Source organism: Micromonospora peucetia (assembly GCF_900091625.1).
Taxonomy (GTDB): Bacteria; Actinomycetota; Actinomycetes; order Mycobacteriales; family Micromonosporaceae; genus Micromonospora; species Micromonospora peucetia.
In genome coordinates this window covers 1647288-1666705 of the sequence record NZ_FMIC01000002.1, presented here as the reverse complement: position 1 = coordinate 1666705, position 19418 = coordinate 1647288, and the positions used below count along the sequence as shown (strand labels likewise).

Sequence of the window (19418 nt, the reverse complement as noted above, 5' to 3'; positions counted from 1 at the left end):
ACGATCGTCAGTTGCCCCGATCAGTTACGCGCGGGGGTGACATACACCGTGGCGTACGAGTTGTCCCTCGCGGCGCGCTTGACGGTGATGGTGACGCCGTAGGACACGCCCTGGTCGCCGGGGTTCCCGGTGCCCAGCACGATGGCGCCACCGCCGAGGACGACCCCGTAGTAGGACGGTGCCGGCGTACCGTCCGGGTTGGTGACCCGGGTCGTGTACGGCGCGTTGCCCTTCGACGGGATGACCACGGAGGCGTCACTGTCCCGGGCGTACGGCGAGCCGTCGCGCATCTCGATGCCCGGGTACCAGCCCTTCGCGTCCGTGAAGGACGGCACCGCCGGCTGGGCGCCGAACTTGGTGCAGTACTCGCTGTACGGCTCGTTCGCCGCCTCCAGGCACTCCGTGAAGGGGTACGTGGGCTTGAGCGAGAAGGCCGCGTTCGCGGACTGCGGGCGGCTGGGCAGGTTGTCCAGCACCGACGGGTCCTTGACGGCCGCCTCGCCCTTGCGGCGGTACGGGTCGAAGTGCGAGTCGACGATCAGCAGACCGCCCTTGGCGCCGTAGCTGGGCAGCGCGGTGAGCTGCGCCGTCGTGTGGTTGACGTCGCCCAGCGCGGTGTCCCGGTACCAGACCAGCATGCCCGGGGCGTTGTAGGCGACCCGGTCGACCTTCCACGCCTCGTGCGAGTAGATCGTGTCGTAGCCGTACTTGAGGCCCTTGTCGAAGCCGTCGAAGTTGCGCCACTCGGCCAGGTAGTAGTGCGCCTGGGTGGAGGTGCCGCTGTGGATGGTCCAGCCCTGGCCGGTGGTGTCGACGAAGGTGCCGCCGGTAGCCGTCCAGCCGTTGGCCCCGCTCTCGACGTCGTCGCTCCACGTGGTGGCGCCGCCGCCGGTCACCGAGAAGTCGTCGGCGAACCAGCCGCGCTCCGCGAACGCCTCGTCCGTGGCGTAGCGGAGCCGGACCTGCACGGTCTGCCCGGCGTACGACGACAGGTCGACGTAGTCGTGCCGCCAGCCGTTCGTGTTGCCGGTCAGGCCGTACTTCTTGTTGCCGAAGTCGACCATCCGGCCGTTCGGGTCGGCGTAGCCGTCGTTCGTGGTGACGAGGTTGCCGGCCGAGTCGTAGACCTTCTGCTCGGTCCAGGTGGTGCCGCCGTTGGTGGAGACCTCGACGAAGCCGTAGTCCCAGTCGGCCTCGATGATGAAGTTGTTCCACATCCAGAACTTCGCGTCGGCCGCCGCAGGCACGGCCACCTGGCGGGTGATCTTGACGTCCGCCCAGTCCTGGTCGGCGCCGGAGTACCACATGTTCGCGCCGCTGTGCGGCGTGGCCATCGTGATCACCTTGTTCGGCAGGTCGACCTTGATGCCGTCCTCGGTGTGCTTCGGGGTGCGCGAGGTCTGGCCAAGCTTGACGGTGCGTGGGTCCGAGCCCGGCGCGAGGGTCAGCGGGTCGGCCCAGCCGAGCACCCACTTGTCCCACAGGCCCATGTGCGTCGGCAACGCCTGGAAGATCTCACCGGAGTGCGAGCCCGAGGCCATCAGGTCCCAGAAGTCGACGTCCGAGTCGGCGTTGCCCGAGGTGTCGTAGAGGTCCGGCAGACCCAGGTCGTGGCCGAACTCGTGGGCGAAGACGCCGACGCCGGCGTCCTCCGGCTGCACGATGTAGTTCGAGACCTGGAGGTTGGTGCCGGGGATGGTGTAGCCGCCGGTGACCGTCGACGAGTGCGCCCAGACGGCGTACGTGCCCTCGGCGCCGCCGCCGCGGGACTTGCCCTGGCCGGCGTGCACCAGCACCAGGTGGTCGATCACGCCGTCCGGCTCGAAGAGGTTGCCGTCACCGTCGCGGTCGGCCTGGTCCTCGATGTCGTAGTCGGCCCACGGGAAGTTCGGGTCCATCGCGGCCAGCGCGTCGATCGCGTCGGTGGCCAGCCGGCCCGCGCCCTGCGGGTTGTCCGGGTGGCCGTTCATCGACTGCTGGCGGCCGGCGACCCAGGCGCCGGTCTCGTCCTGGAAGCAGCGCGACGCGGCGTACCAGCCCTCCGAGTGCGGAACGGTGATCCACGGGCTGGCCTGCCCGTCGACCGTGTACGCGCCCTTGGACATCTCCAGGTACATGTTGTGCATGGTGCGGCCGGTCAGGTCGATGCCCCGCCTGCCGTCCGGAGCCTTCAGGTCCTTGCGGACCCGCTCGGTGATGCCCTTCTTGGTGTAGAGCATCTTGTTGTAGTGCGTGGGCGAGAAGTCCGGCACCCACATCGAGTTGTTGTCCTTGTGCGGCAGGGCCGCCGGGTTCGGGATCTTGTTGTGCCGGGGCCCGTTCTGCACGGTGCCGGGGACACAGGTCCGGTCCTCGAAGACCGTCTGAGGGACCATGACGTTGGTGAAGTCGTCGTTGGCCTGGTCGTTGAACTCCACCAGCAGGGTCAGCAGCTTGGCGGTCTGGGTGGTCGGGGCCTTCTTGATGTGCCGCGGGCTCTTGCCCGTCTTGATCGCCTTGGCCTCGTGCTTCGCGAGCTGCTCGGCCGCGACCGGGTTGCCACGGGCGTACTTGCGGTCGTAGGCGCGGGCGTCCTCGACCGCCGGGGCGTAGACACCACCCTTGCCCTTGACCTCGCGACCGCTGCTGTCCGGCTGGACGGCGGGCTCGGCGTAGTTGATGTAGTGCTCGTTCGCCCCGATCGTGGCGCGGGCGGGGCCGGACTCGGCAACCGCCGCGCTGCCGGTCACGGTCAGTGACGTGGCGGCGAGGGCGAGGGCGGGCAGCGCGACGAGCAGACGTCGACGCGGCCCGGATTGCGGATTTCTGTTCATTCCGCTCCGTTTCTCGGGCATGGTGAGGAGGGAGGCGTCGGCGCTCCATCGATGTGACGGTCATCGAATCGTTCCGACTTGCGTGAACCTAAATCAGAACGAAGGCGAACGACAGGGGGCGACGTCTGCCTGTGTCCGTTCAGCTTCTCCCGGCTCACCCGACCGACCGATGTGACAGCGCGCACCCGCTCGGTCTACCACCCGTAAGAAACGACGATGGGTGACGATCCGCGCGGGACCGTCACCCATCGGGGCGTACGCCTGACGTCAGTCCTCGTCGGACCCCTTGCCGCCCATACCGGACGAGATCAGGTCCATCACGGACGAATCCTGGAGCGTGGTGACGTCGCCGAGTGAGCGGTTCTCCGCCACGTCGCGCAGCAGCCGGCGCATGATCTTGCCCGAGCGGGTCTTCGGCAGCTCCGGCACCAGCATGATCTGCCGGGGCTTGGCGATCGGGCCGAGCGTCTTCGCCACGTGGTTGCGCAGCTCGGCGATCAGCTTCTCGCCGGCCTCGCCGGCGATGTCGGTGGTGCCGCGCGGGATGGCGAACGCGACGATGGCCTGCCCGGTGGTCGGGTCGGTCGCGCCGACCACCGCCGCCTCGGCCACCGACGGGTGGGAGACCAGCGCCGACTCCACCTCGGTGGTGGAGATGTTGTGCCCGGACACCAGCATCACGTCGTCGACGCGGCCGAGCAGCCAGACGTGCCCGTCGGCGTCCTTCTTCGCCCCGTCCCCGGCGAAGTACATGCCCTCGAACCGCGACCAGTACGTCTCGATGAACCGGTTGTCGTCGCCCCAGATGGTGCGCAGCATCGACGGCCACGGCTCGCGCAGCACCAGGTAGCCGCCGCCGCCGTTCGGCACCGACTGACCCTGGTCGTCGACCACGTCGGCGACGATTCCGGGCAGCGGGGTCATCGCGGAGCCGGGCTTGGTCGCGGTCACGCCCGGCAGCGGCGAGATCATCATCGCCCCGGTCTCGGTCTGCCACCAGGTGTCCACGATGGGCAGCTCACCCCCGCCGACGTGCTGCCGGTACCACATCCACGCCTCGGGGTTGATCGGTTCACCCACACTGCCGAGCAGCCGCAGCGAGGACAGGTCGTAGCCGGCGGGAATGTCCTCGCCCCACTTCATCATCGTGCGGATGAGCGTCGGGGCGGTGTAGAGGATGCTGACCTTGTACTTGTCGACGATCTCCCAGAACCGGCCCTTGTGCGGGGTGTCCGGGGTGCCCTCGTACATCACCTGGGTGGCGCCGTTGGAGAGCGGGCCGTAGACGATGTAGGAGTGCCCGGTCACCCAGCCGATGTCGGCGGTGCACCAGTAGACGTCGGTCTCCGGCTTCAGGTCGAAGACCGCGTGCGTCGTGTACGACGTCTGGGTCAGGTAGCCGCCGGCGGTGTGCAGGATGCCCTTCGGGCGGGCCGTCGTGCCGCTGGTGTAGAGGATGAACAGCGGGTGCTCGGCGTCGAACGGCTGCGCGACGTGCTCGGCCGGGGCGGTCTCCACCGCCTCGTGCCACCAGCGGTCCCTTCCCGACCAGGCGACCTCCTCGCCGGTGCGGCGCACCACCAGCACGTGCTCGACCGACGGGCAGTTCGCCACCGCCTCGTCCACGGTCGGCTTCAGCGCCGACGGCTTGCCCCGGCGGTAGCCGCCGTCGGCGGTGATCACCACCTTCGCGCTGGCGTCCTGGATCCGGTTGGTCAGCGCGTCGGCGGAGAAGCCGCCGAAGACCACACTGTGCGTGGCGCCGATCCGGGCGCAGGCCAGCATTGCGACCGCCGCCTCCGGGACCATCGGCAGGTAGATCGCCACCCGGTCGCCCGCGGTGACACCCAGGTCGGTCAGCGCGTTCGCCGCCTGGCAGGTCAGCCGGTGCAGGTCGGCGTACGTGATGGTGCGGGTGTCGCCCGGCTCGCCCTCCCAGTGGATGGCGACCTTGTCGCCCCCGCCGGCCTCGACGTGCCGGTCCAGGCAGTTGTACGCCACGTTGAGCTGCCCACCGACGAACCACTTCGCGAACGGCGGATTCGACCAGTCGAGCACCTGGTCCCACTGCCTCGCCCAGGCCAGCCGTCCGGCCTGCCGCTCCCAGAACGCCAACCGGTCGGCAGCGGCCTCCGCGTACGCGTCGGCGGTGACGTTGGCGTTCGCGGCGAGCTCGGCCGGCGGCGGGAACTGGCGAGTCTCGTTCAGCAGATTGGCCAAGGCCTCGCTCATGCCGTGCTCCCTCGTCGCTCAGGTGACCTGCATCTCTCTGGGCACGAGGTTAGTCGGGGCGGCCAGCAGGGGCGACCGCCGGCCCGTCCGGCGCGCGCCGAGCGGCCCTCGCCGCGCGCCGGACGGCGCTCCGGATGCAAGGAAGAGCACCTTGTTGACGCCTTCTGTCGAGGAAGGGTCCCTTGCCAACACCAGTCACGGGGTGGCGACGGTCGCTTCCGGGCGGCTCGTCGGCGGATCGCCCCGGGCAGTCGATAGCGTGACGGGGTGACCGCAGATCCGCTCGCCCCGCTGCTCGCCCTCGCCGACATCGCCCCCGCCCTGGAGCAGGCCCGCGAGCGGTTCGACCAGGCGCTCGGGCACCGCGCGTTGCGCCGCCACGGCGGCCAGGTCGCGGCCGAGGTCAGCCTCCGGTCCGCGGTGGCCAGCGCAGCCCTTGAGGGGTACGCCCGCGAGCGCGAGGCGGTCCGTGCCGGGACGGTCACCGAAACGGTGGTGCAGGGCGCGCTGCGGGTCGCCGGGGCACTGCCGGGGCTGTCCGAGCTGTGGCCGAAGGCGCCCCGGCAGGCGCTGGCCAGGCTGCACGTGCTCGCCGCCCGCGACATCGTCGGCGAGGCCGAGCTGGGCCGGCCGGTGGCCGACCCGGTCGTCGCCGCCCGGCTGGACGGGCTGTCCGGGCTCGTCGCCGGCGGCACGAAGGTCTCGCCGCTGGTGCTGGCCGCGGTCGTCCACGGCGAACTGCTGAACCTGCGCCCCTTCGCCGGGCCGTCCGGCGTGGTGGCCCGGGGCGCCGCCCGGCTGGTGCTGCTGTCCAGCGGGCTCGACCCGCGCGGCCTGCTCGCCGTGGACGTCGGTCACCACGAGCGCGAGCCGGAGTACGTGGGCTCGGCCGGCGCCTTCGCCACCGGCACCCCGGACGGCCTGCGCTCCTGGCTGCGCCACTACCTGGCGGCGGTGGAGGTCGGCGCCGACCAGCTCACCGCCATCGGCGACGAGGTCCTCGCGGCAGCCTGACCGCCGCGCCCGGCATGGTCGTCCGGCCGCCCGTGGGCGTCGCTCGTTCCGGGTTCAGGCAGGTGCGGGGGCGGTGCGGGTGCGGCGGTGGCGGCCGTACCAGGCGATGCCGATGGCGACGCCCACGCCCACCCCCAGCGCCGCGGCGGCGACCGGGACGCCCGGGCGCTCGCGCAGTCGCCGGCCCAGCGGGATCGGGTGCCGGAACTCCAGCACCGGCCAGGAGTTCTCGACCGCGAGCCTGCGCAGCTGCCGGTCCGGGTTGACCACCGAGGGGTGGCCGACGCACTCCAGCAACGGCCGATCGCTGTACGAGTCGGAGTAGGCGTACGAGTCGGCCAGGTCGTAGCCGCGCTCGGTGGCCAGCTCACCGACCGCGTCGACCTTGCGCGGGCCGGCCGCGTAGAACTCGACCTCGCCGCTGTAGCGGCCGTCCACCACACCCATCCGGGTGGCGATGACGTCGGTGACCCCGAGCAGCACGCCGATCGGCCGGACCATCTCCTCGCCGGAGGCGGAAACCAGGACGACGTCCCGGCCGGCGGCCTGGTGCTCCTCGATGAGAGCGGCGGCCTCCGCGTACACGTAAGGGTTGATCAGCTCGTGCAGTGTCTCCGCGACGATCTGGCGAACCTGTTCCACCTGCCAGCCCTTGCAGAGCGTGGCGAGGTAGTCCCTGGTCCTGGCCATGGTCTGCTCGTCGGTGCCGCCCAGCCGGAACATCAGCTGCGCGTACGCCGACTTGACCACGTCACGCCGGGTGATCAGCCCATCCCGGTAGAACGGCCGACCGAACGCCAGGGCGCTCGACTTGGCGATGACGGTCTTGTCCAGATCGAAGAAAGCGGCACTTCGGCCCACGGCGCGAAAGTCTAGCCGGATGGTCTATGGTCGGCGGGTGCCCGGGGCTCGATGACCCCTCGGACCTGCGGGCCAGCCCCTGCCGCCTTCGCGCACCGTGACGATGGTCACACTCTGCGGATATTATTTCGCAGGGAGTGGAGGCGACACCACTCGACGTATACAGGTCCGCTCAGGCAGACTTGTCGACGCGACGAGTGTTCACATCTCGTACAACAGCAGACCCTCGGCGGTCGCACCCCCCGTGACCGCCGAGCAGGTTCGGCTCAACCCCCCCGGAGCCGAACCTCCGACGACCCCCGTCTCCCCCCGACGGGGGTCGTCCCTTTCCGTCGTGCGCGCTCCATCGCAGGTCACAGGTCGTCTCCGTCCTCGTCGAAGGTGCTCCCGGGCGGGGCTTTGCGGCCGAAGGCGGCAGTGCGCAGCAAGTCCTCGAAGGCCGGTAGGACGCGGGCCGCATAGTCGTCCGGAGCGTGCGTGTAACGATTCAGCGTCGTTGACGCCTGCTCGTGGCCCATGACCCGCTGCACCAGGTTGATCGAAGACCGTCAGGCGCAGGACGTCATGGTTGCGGGGCAGTGCCTCGTCATCGGTCCAGACAAGTCTGCGGCCCACCCGCCGTACCACGTCGCCCGGCGAGGCGGCCGCGCGCCGCCGGCAGTTGGTCGACGAGGATCGGCGGCGTCGGCACCGCCCGCACGCCGGCCCGTTCTGGAGTACGGGCCGGCGTGCGGGGGCGAGCTCCTGGATGGCAGCGACCGCTCAGCCGTGCGTGACGCCCGAACCGGACGGCGTACTGGCGGCGGGCTCGAAGATGACCCGCGACCGCAGCTGTCGGAACCCGGTCCGTTCCAGCTCTGCCAGCACCACGACCCGGTGGGCGTCCACGTCGGCCAGCACCTCTCGGGCACCGCCGGCGGCCAGTGCCCGCACCGCCTCGGCCAGCAGTTCACCTCGGACGGCTTCGTCGAACAGGCCGAGGTATGCGATGAGTGGGTAGCACGCATCCCCGGCCGTTCCGACCAGACCGACCGGCTTCCCGGCGTGAATCCCGATGCGCCAATCTCCGGCTGGGCTGTTCAGCCAGGCCAGCGGGTCGGTCGCCAGGTCCACTCCGCCGACCGCCAACGCGATCTCCTTGCCGGTGAGTATGTCCGGCTCGCTGATGCGGGCGACCATCGCGTTGATCTCCGCCGTGTCGGTGGCCGGACGGAAGGTGTAACGCCCGGCGGTCGTCGGCAGTGGTGTGCCCGTCCAGGAGCATCTCAGCCGCTCCCCGCGTTCGACCAGCCCAACAAGGCGGGCCGCCGCCATCGGTGCCTTGACCACGGCGAGTACCTCCGGCCGGCGCCGCCAGTGTGCCGGCACGGCGGCGTAGTACCTCTGGGGACCGCCGAGTGCCTCGTGGGCGGCGCGCAGCAGAGCGGCACCCACCTCCGGCTCGGCAGCCAGGTCGAACCGTTCCAGCCAGGGAGCGCCGACCGCACCCGGCGGAAGAAGCCAGGCTGCCCGGCCAATGACGCGCCCGGCTCGTAGGGCGACCCAGGTGTGCTCGGGCCGGTAGCCGCCACCGGCGATGCCGTCGGCGTAACCGACCTGACGCAGTTGAGGCAGCGGATCGGGCATTGAATCGAAAAGACTCTCCTCGCCCGCTACAAGCGGACGGATGACCAGCTCGGTCATGGGTTGATCCTCCGGAAAAGCTGACGCCCCGGCTCAGATCCGCGATGACGCCGGAACGCGGGCGAGGCGCAGAACATCGGACATTGTTCTGACCTCCCTCCGGCTCGACGGCGTGCCCGGAAACCTACTCGACGCCTGCGCCTGCCCGCAACAAGTCTTCGGCCGGGCAGCGCGGCCAAGCCGGCCGCCGGACACCTGTGCGCGGACCTGCTGGAAGGTGAGCGGCTGTCGTAGCGCAGACCGGTCCATAGCAGATCGACGGCTCTGGCGGGCGTTGTCCACAGGGCGCGCGGTTGTCCACAGGCCGGGCGGTCGGGGCAGCGACCAGGGATGGTGCCCGAGCAGGGTCTCGGCCAGTAACCCGAGCCCGACCGCTGGAGGCCGCGATGGCACCACGTACCTCCGTCCCGCCGCACCGGCGCCTGCCGCTGCTCGTCACCTCGGACGGCGAACTGCTCGACGACCTGCTCCGGCTCGCCGCAGCGGGTGGCATCGAGGTGGAACTCGCCGCCGACCCCGCCGCGGCCCGTACCCGCTGGCTGCCCGCCCCGTTGGTGCTGGTCGGCGCCGACCAGGCCCAGCCCTGCCTGCGGGCGCGGTTGCCGCAGCGGCCACGGATGGTGCTGGTCGGCAGGTCCGGGGAGCTCGATCCCGGCTGGCAGGTCGCCGAGCTGATCGGCGCGGAGCATGTGGCGACGCTGCCGGCCGCCGAGCCGTGGTTGGTCGACCGGTTCGCCGAGTGCGGGCCGGAGGGCGCCGAGCCGGGTGGCGCCCGGATCGTGGCCGTCCTGGGCGGGCGGGGCGGCGCCGGAGCGAGCATCCTGGCGGGCGGCCTCGCCGTCACCGCCGCCCGGGCCCGGCTGCGCACCCTGCTCGTCGACGCCGACCCTCTCGGCGGCGGGCTCGACCTGGTGCTCGGCTGGGAGCAGTTGGAAGGGCTGCGCTGGCCGGCACTGACCGGCGCCGACGGCCGGGTGGACGCACCGGCGCTGGTGCGGGCCCTGCCGAGCCGGGGCGACCTGGTGGTGCTCTCCTGGGACCGGGGCGACCTGCTCGCCCTCCCCGCCCAGGCGATGGCGGCCACCGTCGACGCCGCGCGGCGGGGCCGGGACTTCGTGGTGGTGGACCTTCCCCGGCAGTTGGACGACGCGGCCGTCACCGCGCTCCAGGCGGCCGACCAGGTATATCTGGTGGTCCCGGCCGAGCTGCGGGCCACCGCCTCGGCGGCGCGGGTGGTGGCGGCTGCCGCCCCGCACTGCGCCGCGATGTCGGTGATCGTGCGCGGTCCGGCACCGGGCCGGCTCTCAGCCGCGGAGGTGGCCCGGGCGCTCGGGCTGCCGCTGGCCGGCACGCTTCGCCCGGAACCGGCGCTGGCCCGTGGGCTGGAGCGGGGCGAGGCACCGGCCGCCCACGGTCGGGGGCCGCTGGCGGCGCTCTGCCAGCGGATCGTCGCCGAGCTGACCGGCACGCCGGCGGCGGGTGCGGCATGACCGGGCCGTCCGAGGGCGACACCCTGGCCGCCCGGGTGCGACAGCGCATCGCGGCTGCGGCGGCGCCGGTCACCCCTGCCGCGATCGTTTCCGCCGTACGCGCGGAGCCCACCGCCGCCGTCCTCGGCGACACCGCCGTGCTGCGGATGGCCGACCAGGTGCACGACGACCTGGTGGGAGCCGGTCCGCTCGCCCCGTTGCTGGTTGATCCGGAGGTCACCGACGTTCTGGTAAATGGTGTGCGGGTCTGGGTGGACCGGGGACGGGGCCTGCACCAGGTCGCGGTGCCGATCGGCACGGTGGACGACGTACGCCGCCTCGCGCAGCGGCTCACCGCCAGCGCCGGCCGGCGGCTCGACGACGGCTCCCCGTTCGCGGACGCCCGGCTTCCCGACGGCACCCGGCTGCACGCCGTGCTGCCGCCGGTGGCGACCGACGGGCCCTACCTGTCCCTGCGGACCTTCCGGCAGCGGCCCTTCACCCTCGACGAGTTGGTGAGCCGGGGGACGGTGCCCCGGCCGGTGGCGCCGGTGCTGTCCGCCGTGGTGGCGGCCCGGCTGGCGTACCTGGTCACCGGCGGCACCGGCTCGGGCAAGACGACGCTGCTGAACACCCTGCTCGGGCTGGTGCCGGCTACCGAGCGCATCGTTCTGGTGGAGGACGCAGCCGAACTGCACCCACGACACCCGCACGTCGTCGGATTGCAGGCGCGGACGGCCAACGTGGAGGGCTCCGGGGCGGTCGGGCTGACCGACCTGGTGCGGCAGGCCCTGCGGATGCGGCCCGACCGGCTGGTGGTCGGCGAGTGCCGGGGCGCGGAGGTGGTGGACCTGCTCGCCGCCCTGAACACCGGCCACGATGGCGGCGCCGGCACCCTGCACGCCAACGCCCCGTCGGATGTGCCGGCGCGGCTGGAGGCCCTCGGGATGCTCGGCGGGCTGCCCCGCCCCGCGCTCCACGCCCAGGTGGCCGCCGCGCTCCAGGTGCTGCTCCAGGTGCGCCGAGGCACCGAGGGGCGGGTGTTGGAGTCGGTCTGCCTGCTCCTGCCGGAAGGCCCGGACCGGCTGGTCACGGCGGTTCCCGCCTGGGTACGCGGACGTGGTCCCGACCTCGCCGCCCGGGCGCTCGCCGCACTGCTGCGGGAACGGGCCGTACCGGTGCCGCCGGTGCTGACCGAGCCGTGGCCCGGTTCGGCGGGGCCGAAGTGACCGCCCCAAACGCGTTGATGGCGCTGCTTCCGGTTCTGGCGGCCGTGCTGGTGGCCGGGGCGCTGCGCGGCAGCCGGATCCGGCGGGGCGTGCTGGCCTTCGGCGCGCGCACCGGCGCGGAGGACCCGCTCGTCGAGTGGATCGCCGAGCTGCGCCGGACACCCGGTCAGGCCCTCGACCGAAGCCGCCCGGGCCAGGCCGAACCGGCGTGCCCCCAGCCCGCCGACCGCGCGGCCGACGAATTCCGGGTACGGCACCGGCAGCCCCCGGCCGGCGACGCTCCCGTGGAACAGCGCGAGGCGGGCGGCTCTGCCCTGCGGGCGACACGGGTCGCGGTGGACGGGTCGCCCTGGCCGGCGGGGGAGAACCGTGGCGCGTCCCGACCTGCGGGACCGGGCCGGCCCGGCGACGGCGCTCCCGCTCGACTCCGGCCACCCGAGCGGCGGGACAGCCGCCGCCCCGGTGGAACGCCGGCCCCGACGGCTGCCACACCCCGGCGGCCCGGAGCGGTGACCAACCCGTCGGGCGAGGAGCAACGGTCCGGGTGGCTCCGGTCGGACGTACTCACCCGGTCGCCCCGGCGCACCCTGCTGCTCGCCGCGTCGCTCGGCGCCGGCGCCGGCATGCTGCTGGCCGGCCCGGTCGCGGCGGTGGCCGTCGGCGCCTACGGCACATTGGTCGCTCGCGCGCTGCTGCGACGGCGCACCGGCCGGTACGCCGTGCGGGCCCGGCAGCACCAACTGGACCAGCTATGCGGCCTGGCCGCGGACCTCCGGGCCGGCCTGCCGGTGCCGGTCGCCGCCGAGCGGCTCACTCCCGGGCCGCCGCAGCCCGATGGTGAGTTCTCGGGCGCCAACGCGGCGGCCGGCGCCGAGCGGGGCGGGGCCGGGCGACTCGATGCACTGGCCCGGGCGGCCGTACGCCTCGCCGACCAGACGGGCGCACCGTTGGCCGAGCTGCTGGAGCGGATCGAGGCGGATGCCCGCTCGAGCGACCGGGGGTTGGCTGCGGCGGACGCCCAGGCAGCCGGGGCGCGGGCCACCGCCCTGCTGCTCGCCGCCCTGCCGCTCGGCGGTATCGGGCTCGGCTACGGCATCGGCGTCGACCCGGTGGCGGTGCTGCTGCACACCCCCGTCGGTGGTGCGTGCGCGGTCGTCGCCATCGCCCTCCAGGTCGCGGGGCTGTTCTGGGCCGAGCGGCTCGGTGCGACGCCGGGCCGGGTGAACTGATGCCCCGGGCAGTGCTGGCAGCGGGCCTGGTGGTGACGGTCGCCCTGCTCGCCGCGATGCTCGTGGCGGGCCGGCGGCCCCTGCGTCGGCTGCGTGCGCTGCGCGGGGCGCCGATCGGCGTACGCCCGGCCACCTCGCCCCGCCGCCGGGGCGGTCCCGAGGACGACGCGACGGACGGCCGGCGGCGGCCGGACACCATCCGCGTCGCCGCCGGTCTGGGTGGGGTCGCCGTGGCCGTCGTCGTCGGCGGCTGGCCCGGTGCGGTGGTGGCCCTGCCGGCGGCGGTGCTGCTCGACCGGCTGCTCCGCCGGATCGAGCCGCCGGCGGTGCGTAACCGGCGGTTGCGGGAGGCAGCCGATCTGCCACTCGCTGCCGACCTGCTGGCGGCGACGATGCGGGCGGGAGCGCCGGTCGACAGGTCGATCCAGGCCGTGGCGGAGGCGCTCGACGGGCCGCTCGCCGACCGGCTCGCCCGGGTCGGCCGGTTACTGCGGCTCGGTGGGGGCCCCGAAGAGGCGTGGGCCCCGCTCGCGGCGGTGCCGGGGGCCGAACGGTTGACGGCCGCCGTGCTGCGCAGCGCGAACAGCGGAGCCGCGCTGGCCGGCGCGCTGACCCGACTCGCCGACGACCTGCGCGCCGACCGGTCCACGGCTGCGGAGGCGGCTGCCCGCCGCGCCGGCGTGCTCATCGTGCTGCCGCTGGGGCTCTGCTTCCTGCCGGCCTTCATTCTCGCCGGCCTGGTGCCGGTGATCGTCGCCGTCCTCGGCGACGTGCTCTGACCCGCTTCGAGAAGGGACGAGAACGTGCGCAAACTGTTGGCCCGCCTGCGCGGGGACGCCGGGATGAACACCGCCGAGTACGCCGTCGGCACGCTCGCCGCGGTCGCCTTCGCCGGGATCCTGCTGAAGGTGCTGACGTCGGGCAACGTGCAGTCCGCGTTGACCGCCGTCATCGACCGGGCACTGAAGTGACCCGGCGCCGGTCGGCCGGCCGTGACCGGGGTTCCTTCACTGCCGAACTGGCAGCCGGCCTGCCGGCGCTCCTGCTGCTCCTGTTCGCCGGCCTGTCGGCGGTCAACGCCGTCGGCACGAGGGCGGGCTGCCTGCACGCGGCCCGGGAGGCGGCGCTGGCCGCCTCCCGGGGTGCCGACGGGGCGACCGCCGCTGCCGCCGCGATCCCGGCGGGCGCCGAGGTGACCGTCACCTTCGACGGTCAGCGGGTCGTCGCCACCGTCCGCGCACCCGTACGCGCGCTCGGCTCCCGGCTGCCCCGGATCTCCGTCACCGCGACGGCGGTCGCCGCCCTGGAGCCCGGGGTCGCGGGGCCCGCCACCCCGGCCCCCGGGGCTGCGGAGGACGGACCGTGAGCGGGCGCCCCGAGGGGCGGGCGGAAGCGCGGGGCAGCGCGGCGGCCGGGCGGAGAGATGTTGAAAGCGCGGTGCGCCGCGCGGGGGAGCGTGGTGGGGCGACCGTCTGCGTGCTCGCCGTGGGGTTGGCGTTCGTCCTGGTCGGGTTGTTCGGCGCCGCCGTCGGCACGGCCCGGGAGGCCCGGCAACAGGCCCGGGTGGCGGCGGACTTCGGAGCGCTGGCCGGTGCCGGCGGGGTCCTGCTGGGTGAGCCGGCCGCCTGCGGGCGGGCTGCCGAGATCGCCGCCGCCAACGGTGGACGGCTGCTTGCCTGCCGGCTCGACGGCCTCGACGTCCTGGTGACCGCGGAGGTTGCCGTCACCCCGCTGCCCGGCCTGGCGCGGGTCGCGACGGCCAGCGCCCGCGCCGGCCCGGTACGCGGCTGAGTGGGGAGCCGATTGTGGCTGGTATCGCTCTTCGAGGTGTGGAATCCAAGGTCCCTGACACGATCGCGGCTCCCACAGCGGATCGGCGGTCAGATCGCTGTTCCAGGCGGGGACTTGAGTAGCGACGACGCCTCGACGGGATAGCCGCCACGCCCGCCTCGGAGCGCACTCGCCGCGATACGGATCAGATCGATGTTGACGCCGGCAGCGCCACTCGGGTCGTGCACCTTCAGCTTCACGTCAAGGCTCACCGCCGTCCCACCCCAACCCTGCGCCTCGATGTTGAGGTGCGCCACCTTCTGTGACTTGAGATGCGACAGGTAACCGAGCGGAGCCAGTTGGACCTTGTCAGCCGCCGTCAGTGCGTTGAGCTTGGACTGCTTCTTGGTGTTGGGGTTCTCGACGAGGTTACGGAAGTCTTCCGTGCCTCCCAGATTGACCTGGTAGGAGCTGACCAGGGTGACACCCCGCTCCTCAAGCAACCGCAGCAACGTGTTGTGCACCACCGAGGTGCCAAACTGGCTGGCCAGGTCATCACCGAGCAACGGCAGGCCGGCCGCCTCGAATCGAGTCATCCAGATCGGATCGCGGGCTATCGCGTCGGACGTGGTGTTGATGAAGGCGACACCGGCTTCGCAGGCGGCTTCGGCGTAGGCCCGGGCCGTCTCCGGTCGGCCGCTCGGTGCCGAATAGAGCAACACCTCCGCCCCTGCCAGCGCCGCTGCCACCCGATCCACCTCATTCCCGTCGACAAGGCCCCTGGTCACGGAGACATTCGCCTTCGGGAGATCGCAGTCGAGACGAGGAAAGTTGTTCGGCGGCATGAAGATCGCTTCGGTCAGGTCCTTGCCGATCTTCTGCTCGGATATGGCGAAAGCCGCGACGAAGTCGATGTCACCAACCCCGAGGCCATCGATCATCGGACTGCGAATGCCCGACAGGCTGCCGGTCTGGCGGTAGAAAGCAATCCCCTGCACCAGCGCTGATGTGTTGTTACCAGCACCCGCAACCGCAACTCTCACCCGTTCGACCATGGGCGCGAGACTACTTCACGTCAATCCGGGCAGGAGGCGGCGCGCGCATTCACGGATAGGCGTCCGCGATTGCCACAAACCCGTCCAGCCGTGATCAGCGCTGGGCGTGCGGCGGGCCGGGCCGGGGCGACGGGAGTCGACACCCCGACCCGGGCGGATCAGCGTCCCTGGAGGGCGTCGAGGCCGATGGCCATCGCGATCACGAGGCGGCGGTCGACCTGCGGGTGCTGGATCTCGACGACATACCGGTCGCGCAGGCCCCACTTCTTGATGACGGAGAAGACCGGCTGGCCGCCCGCGACGAAGTCGAAGTGGTACGGCAGCCAGGACAGCGAGTCGACGAACCGGCGCAGCAGCGCCACCGGCATGCTGCGCTCCTGGCCGGTGACCTGCGGCAGGCCGGCCTGCTCGACGTGCCAGGTGGACCGCAGCAGGGACTGGGCGAAGTCCTTGCGGAACAGGCCGATCGGGGTGCCGGCGTGGTCGGTCACGTCGTACGTGGCGCCGATGTCGAGGCGCTGGCGGGCCTTGAACCCGAGCAGTGGCTGCTGCTTCGAGTCGTCGGTGTAGATCGTCACCTGCTCCTTGAAGGCGAGCCGCTTCTGCTGGGCGAACGCCAGCAGCCCGGCTTCGGAGCCGTCCGGTGCGACGGCGTGGACCTCGTACTGGTTGACCATCATCCGGATCCGCTGCCGGATGTGGAACTGCTGCTGGGCCTGCAAGTTGTCGGGGTGCATGAGATCTCCTTCGAGGGGTCGCCGGAGTGTCGCACAGCTTCAACCACGCCGCAGACAGGCCGTGCGCCCCTCCCCCGGTAGGCCACGCGGCCCCGCCCACCACGAACGGGGCGGTTCCGAGCCGAGACGCCACCCGCCCAGGCCCGGCTGTCCGGTCCGCTGGTTGTGCCGGACCGGACCGGTGGTGCGGTCTGCCGGTTGTGCCGGACTGGACCGGTGGTGCGGATCGGACCGGGCGGTGCCGGCCGGGCCGCTGGTACGGGCCGGGCCGGTGCCGATGGACCGGACCGGCCACGCGTCTCGTTTCCGGCTATCCGCGACCTGTCGCCCCGCGCGTTCGTCAACTCCGTCACCGAACGCCCCTGACCGAGCCCGCCCTCAGAGGCCCGCTCGGCGCGGGGCGTGAGTGGAACAGCACGGGTGTCTCCCCGCCCGTGGTGTTCCACGGGTCACCGGCTCCCGTCGACGGTCGCCTTGAGCGCCCATGTGTTGAGGACCTGGTGAATGCCGCGCAGCCGCTCGTTGATCTGCTCCAGACGTTCGGCCTGCGCCAGGGTGGCCAGCGCGGAACCCAGGGCGATCTGCTGGTCGGGGGTGAGCTTCTCCTGGTCGATCGTGTAGAGCAGGTCGACGGTCTCGGCGATGGTGTCGGCCACGACTCCTCCTTCGGCGGGAAGGACGGCTAGGTGATTCAAGAGCGCTGATGGAAGCGCTCCCATGCCGTCACTTGCCCCAATCGGAGCGGTTCTATGCCTGCTTTCCGCCGCCCAGGACGAGGTCGGCACCCGAACCTGTCCCTACCGTCCGGGCCGGCCCACCGTCCGAACCACCGGACGGGCCGCCGTCCGGGCTGCCGGGCGAGCGGGGTGCCGGTACGGCGTCGGGCAGGTTGGCGAGCACCACGTCCAGCACCCGGACCGCGTCCGGCTTGGAGAGCGGGTTGTTGCCGTTGCCGCACTTCGGGGACTGCACGCAGGACGGGCAGCCCGCCTCGCAGCCGCACTCCGCGATCGCGTCCCGGGTGGCGCGCAGCCAGGCCGCCGCCGTCCCGTACGCACGCTCGGCGAAACCAGCCCCGCCCGGGTGCCCGTCGTAGACGAAGACCGTCGGGGCCTCGGTGTCCGGGTGAACCGCCGTGGAGAGCCCGCCGATGTCCCAGCGGTCACAGGTGGCGGTGAGCGGCAGCAGGCCGATCGCGGCGTGCTCGGCGGCGTGCAGCGCGCCCGGCACATCGGCGGGCTGCACGCCGGCAGTGGTCAGGGACTGCGGTGACAGGGTGAACCAGACCGCGACCGTGCGCAGTTCCCGGGCCGGCAGGTCCAGCGGGCGGGTGTCGATGACCTCGCCGGTGGCGATCCGCCGCCGCTGGTACGACACCACCTGGCTGGTCACGTCGACCTCGCCGAGGAAGAGCCCGACGGGCCCGGCGTCCACGTACGAGCGGACCGACACCACCGACAGCGAGGTGACGTCGCGGGCGTGGGTGGACCAGTCCGGCTCCTCGGGGTGCACCAGCGCGCACCCGTCGGCCAGGTCGAGCGAGTCGACCACGTACGAGACGCCCTGGTGCAGGTAGACCGCGCCGGGGTGGAGCAGGAAGTGCGACGAGCCGCCGTCAACGGTGCCGAGCAGCCGCCCGGTCGCAGCCTCGACCACACATACCGGCGCCCCGCCCTCGCCGCGCAGGTCCACCTGTGGTCGTTCCCGGTGCCGCCAGTACCAGCCGGTCGGCCGCTGTCGCAGCGCCCCCGCGGCCACCAGTTGGTCCACCGCCTCCTTCGCCCCGTCGCCGAAGAGTGCCAGGTCGGCCGGGGTCAGCGGTGCCTCGACCGCCGCGCAGGCGAGCTGTGGGGCCAGCACGTACGGGTTGGCCGGGTCGAGCACGGTCGCCTCCACCGGGCGCCCGAACAGCGCCTCGGGGTGGTGCACGAGATAGGTGTCGAGCGGATCGTCCCGGGCGACCAGCACGGCGAGCGCCTCCTGCCCGGAGCGCCCCGCCCGCCCGGCCTGCTGCCACAGCGAGGCCCGGGTGCCCGGGTATCCGCAGATCAGCACCGCGTCGAGGCCGATCAGGTCGACGCCCAGTTCCAGCGCGTTGGTCGAGGCGAGGCCGAGCAGGTCGCCGTGCAGCAGTGCCCGTTCCAGCTCGCGTCGCTCCTCGCGCAGGTAGCCGGCCCGGTAGGCGGCCACCCGGTCGCCGAGCCCGGGCACCGCCTCGTCGAGCGACCGGCGGGCGTTCGCCGCGACCACCTCCGCGCCGCGTCGGGAGCGCACGAAGGCCAGCGTGCGTACCCCCTCGGCGACCGTGTCGGCGAGCAGGTCGGCCGTCTCCCGCAGCGCCGACCGGCGGACCTGGGTTAGGTCGGCCTGCTGGTCCGCGGCGGAGTCCGGCGGCAGCAGCGGCGGCTCCCAGAGCGCGAACGTCACCCCGCCGCGCGGCGAGGTGTCCTCGGTGACGGCGGCCACGGGCAGCCCGGTGAGTCGCCCGGCTGCCGTCGCCGGGTCGCCGGACGTGGCCGAGGCCAGCACGAAGACGGGGGTACTCCGGAACCGGGCGCACTGCCGCCGCAGCCGGCGCAGCACGTGTGCGACGTGCGAGCCGAAGACCCCCCGGTAGGTGTGGCACTCGTCGATCACCACATATGTGAGCCGGCGCAGGAAACCGGACCACTGGGCGTGCCCGGGCAGGATGCCGTGGTGCAGCATGTCGGGGTTGGTCAGCACGAACCGGGAGTGCCGCCGGATCCACTCCCGTTCGGCGCGCGGGGTGTCCCCGTCGTAGCAGGCGGGGCGTACGCCCTCCAGTTCGAGCGCGGCGACGGCGCGCAACTGGTCGGCGGCGAGCGCCTTCGTCGGCGCCAGATAGAGCACGGTGGCCCGGGGGTCGGCGAGCAGGGTGGCCAGCGCGGGAAGCTGGTAGGCCAGGGACTTGCCGGACGCGGTGCCGGTGGCCACCACCACGTGCTGGCCGTCGTACGCCAGGGTGGCGGCCTCCGCCTGGTGCCGCCAGGGCGCGACCACGCCGCGCCGGGCGAACGCCGCGCGCAGTTCCTCCGGCGCCCAGTCCGGCCACGGGGCGGGCTCGCCGGCTCGCGCCGGCACCCGCTCGACGTGGGTGACCGGGTCGGCGCCGGTGCGGGTGCGCAGCCGGCCCAGCAGGTCGGCCGGCGTTCGCCCGGTGCCGGTACCTGCGGATCCGGTGGCTGCGGACGACGACTTCAGGTCGTGGCGCGGCGGCAGACGTGCCGAGCTGAAGCTGTCGGAGGTCACGTTTCGCACTTTCGCACTGGTGTTCGGAGATGAAAAGCCGGGGGTCGGGGTAAGAG

Annotated in this window: 17 protein-coding genes; 8 read left to right on the top strand and 9 right to left on the bottom strand. The window is 72.7% G+C overall.

What is annotated here, in order from left to right:
• Positions 1 to 20: 20 nt before the first annotated feature.
• On the bottom strand, positions 21 to 2813 hold the full coding sequence (locus GA0070608_RS07805) for an immune inhibitor A domain-containing protein (RefSeq protein ID WP_091624169.1): 2793 nt from the start codon (positions 2811 to 2813) through the stop codon (positions 21 to 23).
• Positions 2814 to 3080: 267 nt separating this feature from the next.
• On the bottom strand, positions 3081 to 5045 hold the full coding sequence (acs, locus tag GA0070608_RS07800; protein ID WP_091624164.1) for an acetate--CoA ligase: 1965 nt from the start codon (positions 5043 to 5045) through the stop codon (positions 3081 to 3083).
• Positions 5046 to 5312: 267 nt separating this feature from the next.
• On the opposite strand from acs, the gene GA0070608_RS07795 reads away from it, so the two are divergent.
• Positions 5313 to 6059, top strand: a complete 747-nt coding sequence (locus tag GA0070608_RS07795) for a Fic family protein (protein ID WP_091624160.1) — start codon at positions 5313 to 5315, stop codon at positions 6057 to 6059.
• 54 nt (positions 6060 to 6113) lie between these two features.
• Here GA0070608_RS07795 and GA0070608_RS07790 read toward each other — a convergent pair whose 3' ends face one another.
• The 3 genes from GA0070608_RS07790 to GA0070608_RS07785 all read right to left on the bottom strand — a co-directional run bounded on the left by GA0070608_RS07790 (position 6114) and on the right by GA0070608_RS07785 (position 8603).
• Positions 6114 to 6920 (bottom strand): HAD family hydrolase, encoded by an 807-nt coding sequence (locus tag GA0070608_RS07790; protein ID WP_091624156.1) that lies wholly within the window; start codon positions 6918 to 6920, stop codon positions 6114 to 6116.
• A 353-nt stretch (positions 6921 to 7273) separates the two neighbouring features.
• Positions 7274 to 7450: a hypothetical protein gene (locus GA0070608_RS32530; RefSeq protein ID WP_176733663.1), complete on the bottom strand. Its 177-nt coding sequence runs from the start codon at positions 7448 to 7450 to the stop codon at positions 7274 to 7276.
• Between the two features lie 232 nt (positions 7451 to 7682).
• Positions 7683 to 8603: an acetyltransferase gene (locus GA0070608_RS07785; RefSeq protein WP_091624152.1), complete on the bottom strand. Its 921-nt coding sequence runs from the start codon at positions 8601 to 8603 to the stop codon at positions 7683 to 7685.
• 386 nt (positions 8604 to 8989) lie between these two features.
• Between GA0070608_RS07785 and ssd the strand changes: the two genes are divergently transcribed.
• From ssd to GA0070608_RS07750, 7 genes are all read left to right on the top strand, one after another.
• Positions 8990 to 10093, top strand: coding sequence for a septum site-determining protein Ssd (gene ssd / locus GA0070608_RS07780; RefSeq protein ID WP_091624148.1), 1104 nt, complete (start codon positions 8990 to 8992; stop codon positions 10091 to 10093).
• On the top strand, positions 10090 to 11301 hold the full coding sequence (locus GA0070608_RS07775; protein WP_091624144.1) for a TadA family conjugal transfer-associated ATPase: 1212 nt from the start codon (positions 10090 to 10092) through the stop codon (positions 11299 to 11301). The genes ssd and GA0070608_RS07775 overlap by 4 nt, the downstream gene beginning before the upstream one ends.
• Entirely contained in the window at positions 11298 to 12530 is a 1233-nt protein-coding gene (locus GA0070608_RS33335) for a hypothetical protein (RefSeq protein ID WP_245715734.1), read from the top strand. Before GA0070608_RS07775 ends, GA0070608_RS33335 begins: the two co-directional genes overlap by 4 nt.
• Positions 12530 to 13309, top strand: coding sequence for a type II secretion system F family protein (locus GA0070608_RS07765; RefSeq protein ID WP_091624141.1), 780 nt, complete (start codon positions 12530 to 12532; stop codon positions 13307 to 13309). Before GA0070608_RS33335 ends, GA0070608_RS07765 begins: the two co-directional genes overlap by 1 nt.
• Before the next feature lie 63 nt (positions 13310 to 13372).
• Positions 13373 to 13501, top strand: a complete 129-nt coding sequence (locus GA0070608_RS07760; RefSeq protein WP_208418639.1) for a DUF4244 domain-containing protein — start codon at positions 13373 to 13375, stop codon at positions 13499 to 13501.
• A complete protein-coding gene (locus tag GA0070608_RS07755) occupies positions 13498 to 13896 on the top strand; it encodes a TadE family type IV pilus minor pilin (protein ID WP_091624137.1) in 399 nt (132 codons plus the stop codon). The genes GA0070608_RS07760 and GA0070608_RS07755 overlap by 4 nt, the downstream gene beginning before the upstream one ends.
• Positions 13893 to 14321, top strand: coding sequence for an Rv3654c family TadE-like protein (locus GA0070608_RS07750; RefSeq protein WP_425413227.1), 429 nt, complete (start codon positions 13893 to 13895; stop codon positions 14319 to 14321). Before GA0070608_RS07755 ends, GA0070608_RS07750 begins: the two co-directional genes overlap by 4 nt.
• Before the next feature lie 89 nt (positions 14322 to 14410).
• Here GA0070608_RS07750 and GA0070608_RS07745 read toward each other — a convergent pair whose 3' ends face one another.
• The 4 genes from GA0070608_RS07745 to GA0070608_RS07730 form a co-directional block, all read right to left on the bottom strand.
• A complete protein-coding gene (locus GA0070608_RS07745) occupies positions 14411 to 15355 on the bottom strand; it encodes an inositol-3-phosphate synthase (RefSeq protein WP_091624130.1) in 945 nt (314 codons plus the stop codon).
• 158 nt (positions 15356 to 15513) lie between these two features.
• Entirely contained in the window at positions 15514 to 16092 is a 579-nt protein-coding gene (locus GA0070608_RS07740; RefSeq protein ID WP_091624125.1) for an LURP-one-related family protein, read from the bottom strand.
• 449 nt (positions 16093 to 16541) lie between these two features.
• Positions 16542 to 16748 carry a hypothetical protein gene (locus GA0070608_RS07735; RefSeq protein WP_091624121.1) on the bottom strand — a complete coding sequence of 69 codons (207 nt, stop codon included), beginning with the start codon at positions 16746 to 16748 and terminating at the stop codon, positions 16542 to 16544.
• Positions 16749 to 16839: 91 nt separating this feature from the next.
• Positions 16840 to 19362 carry a DEAD/DEAH box helicase gene (locus GA0070608_RS07730; protein ID WP_425413226.1) on the bottom strand — a complete coding sequence of 841 codons (2523 nt, stop codon included), beginning with the start codon at positions 19360 to 19362 and terminating at the stop codon, positions 16840 to 16842.
• Between the last annotated feature and the right edge of the window lie 56 nt (positions 19363 to 19418).

What these genes read in the sequence shown, in the direction of transcription:
- GA0070608_RS07740 (WP_091624125.1), bottom strand. Translation starts at nt 16,092, where the DNA reads ATGCACCCCGACAACTTGCAGGCCCAGCAGCAGTTCCACATCCGGCAG.
- GA0070608_RS07745 (WP_091624130.1), bottom strand. Translation starts at nt 15,355, where the DNA reads ATGGTCGAACGGGTGAGAGTTGCGGTTGCGGGTGCTGGTAACAACACA.
- ssd (WP_091624148.1), top strand. Translation starts at nt 8,990, where the DNA reads ATGGCACCACGTACCTCCGTCCCGCCGCACCGGCGCCTGCCGCTGCTC.
- GA0070608_RS07775 (WP_091624144.1), top strand. Translation starts at nt 10,090, where the DNA reads ATGACCGGGCCGTCCGAGGGCGACACCCTGGCCGCCCGGGTGCGACAG.
- GA0070608_RS07765 (WP_091624141.1), top strand. Translation starts at nt 12,530, where the DNA reads ATGCCCCGGGCAGTGCTGGCAGCGGGCCTGGTGGTGACGGTCGCCCTG.
- GA0070608_RS07760 (WP_208418639.1), top strand. Translation starts at nt 13,373, where the DNA reads ATGAACACCGCCGAGTACGCCGTCGGCACGCTCGCCGCGGTCGCCTTC.
- GA0070608_RS07785 (WP_091624152.1), bottom strand. Translation starts at nt 8,603, where the DNA reads ATGACCGAGCTGGTCATCCGTCCGCTTGTAGCGGGCGAGGAGAGTCTT.
- GA0070608_RS07805 (WP_091624169.1), bottom strand. Translation starts at nt 2,813, where the DNA reads ATGAACAGAAATCCGCAATCCGGGCCGCGTCGACGTCTGCTCGTCGCG.
- acs (WP_091624164.1), bottom strand. Translation starts at nt 5,045, where the DNA reads ATGAGCGAGGCCTTGGCCAATCTGCTGAACGAGACTCGCCAGTTCCCG.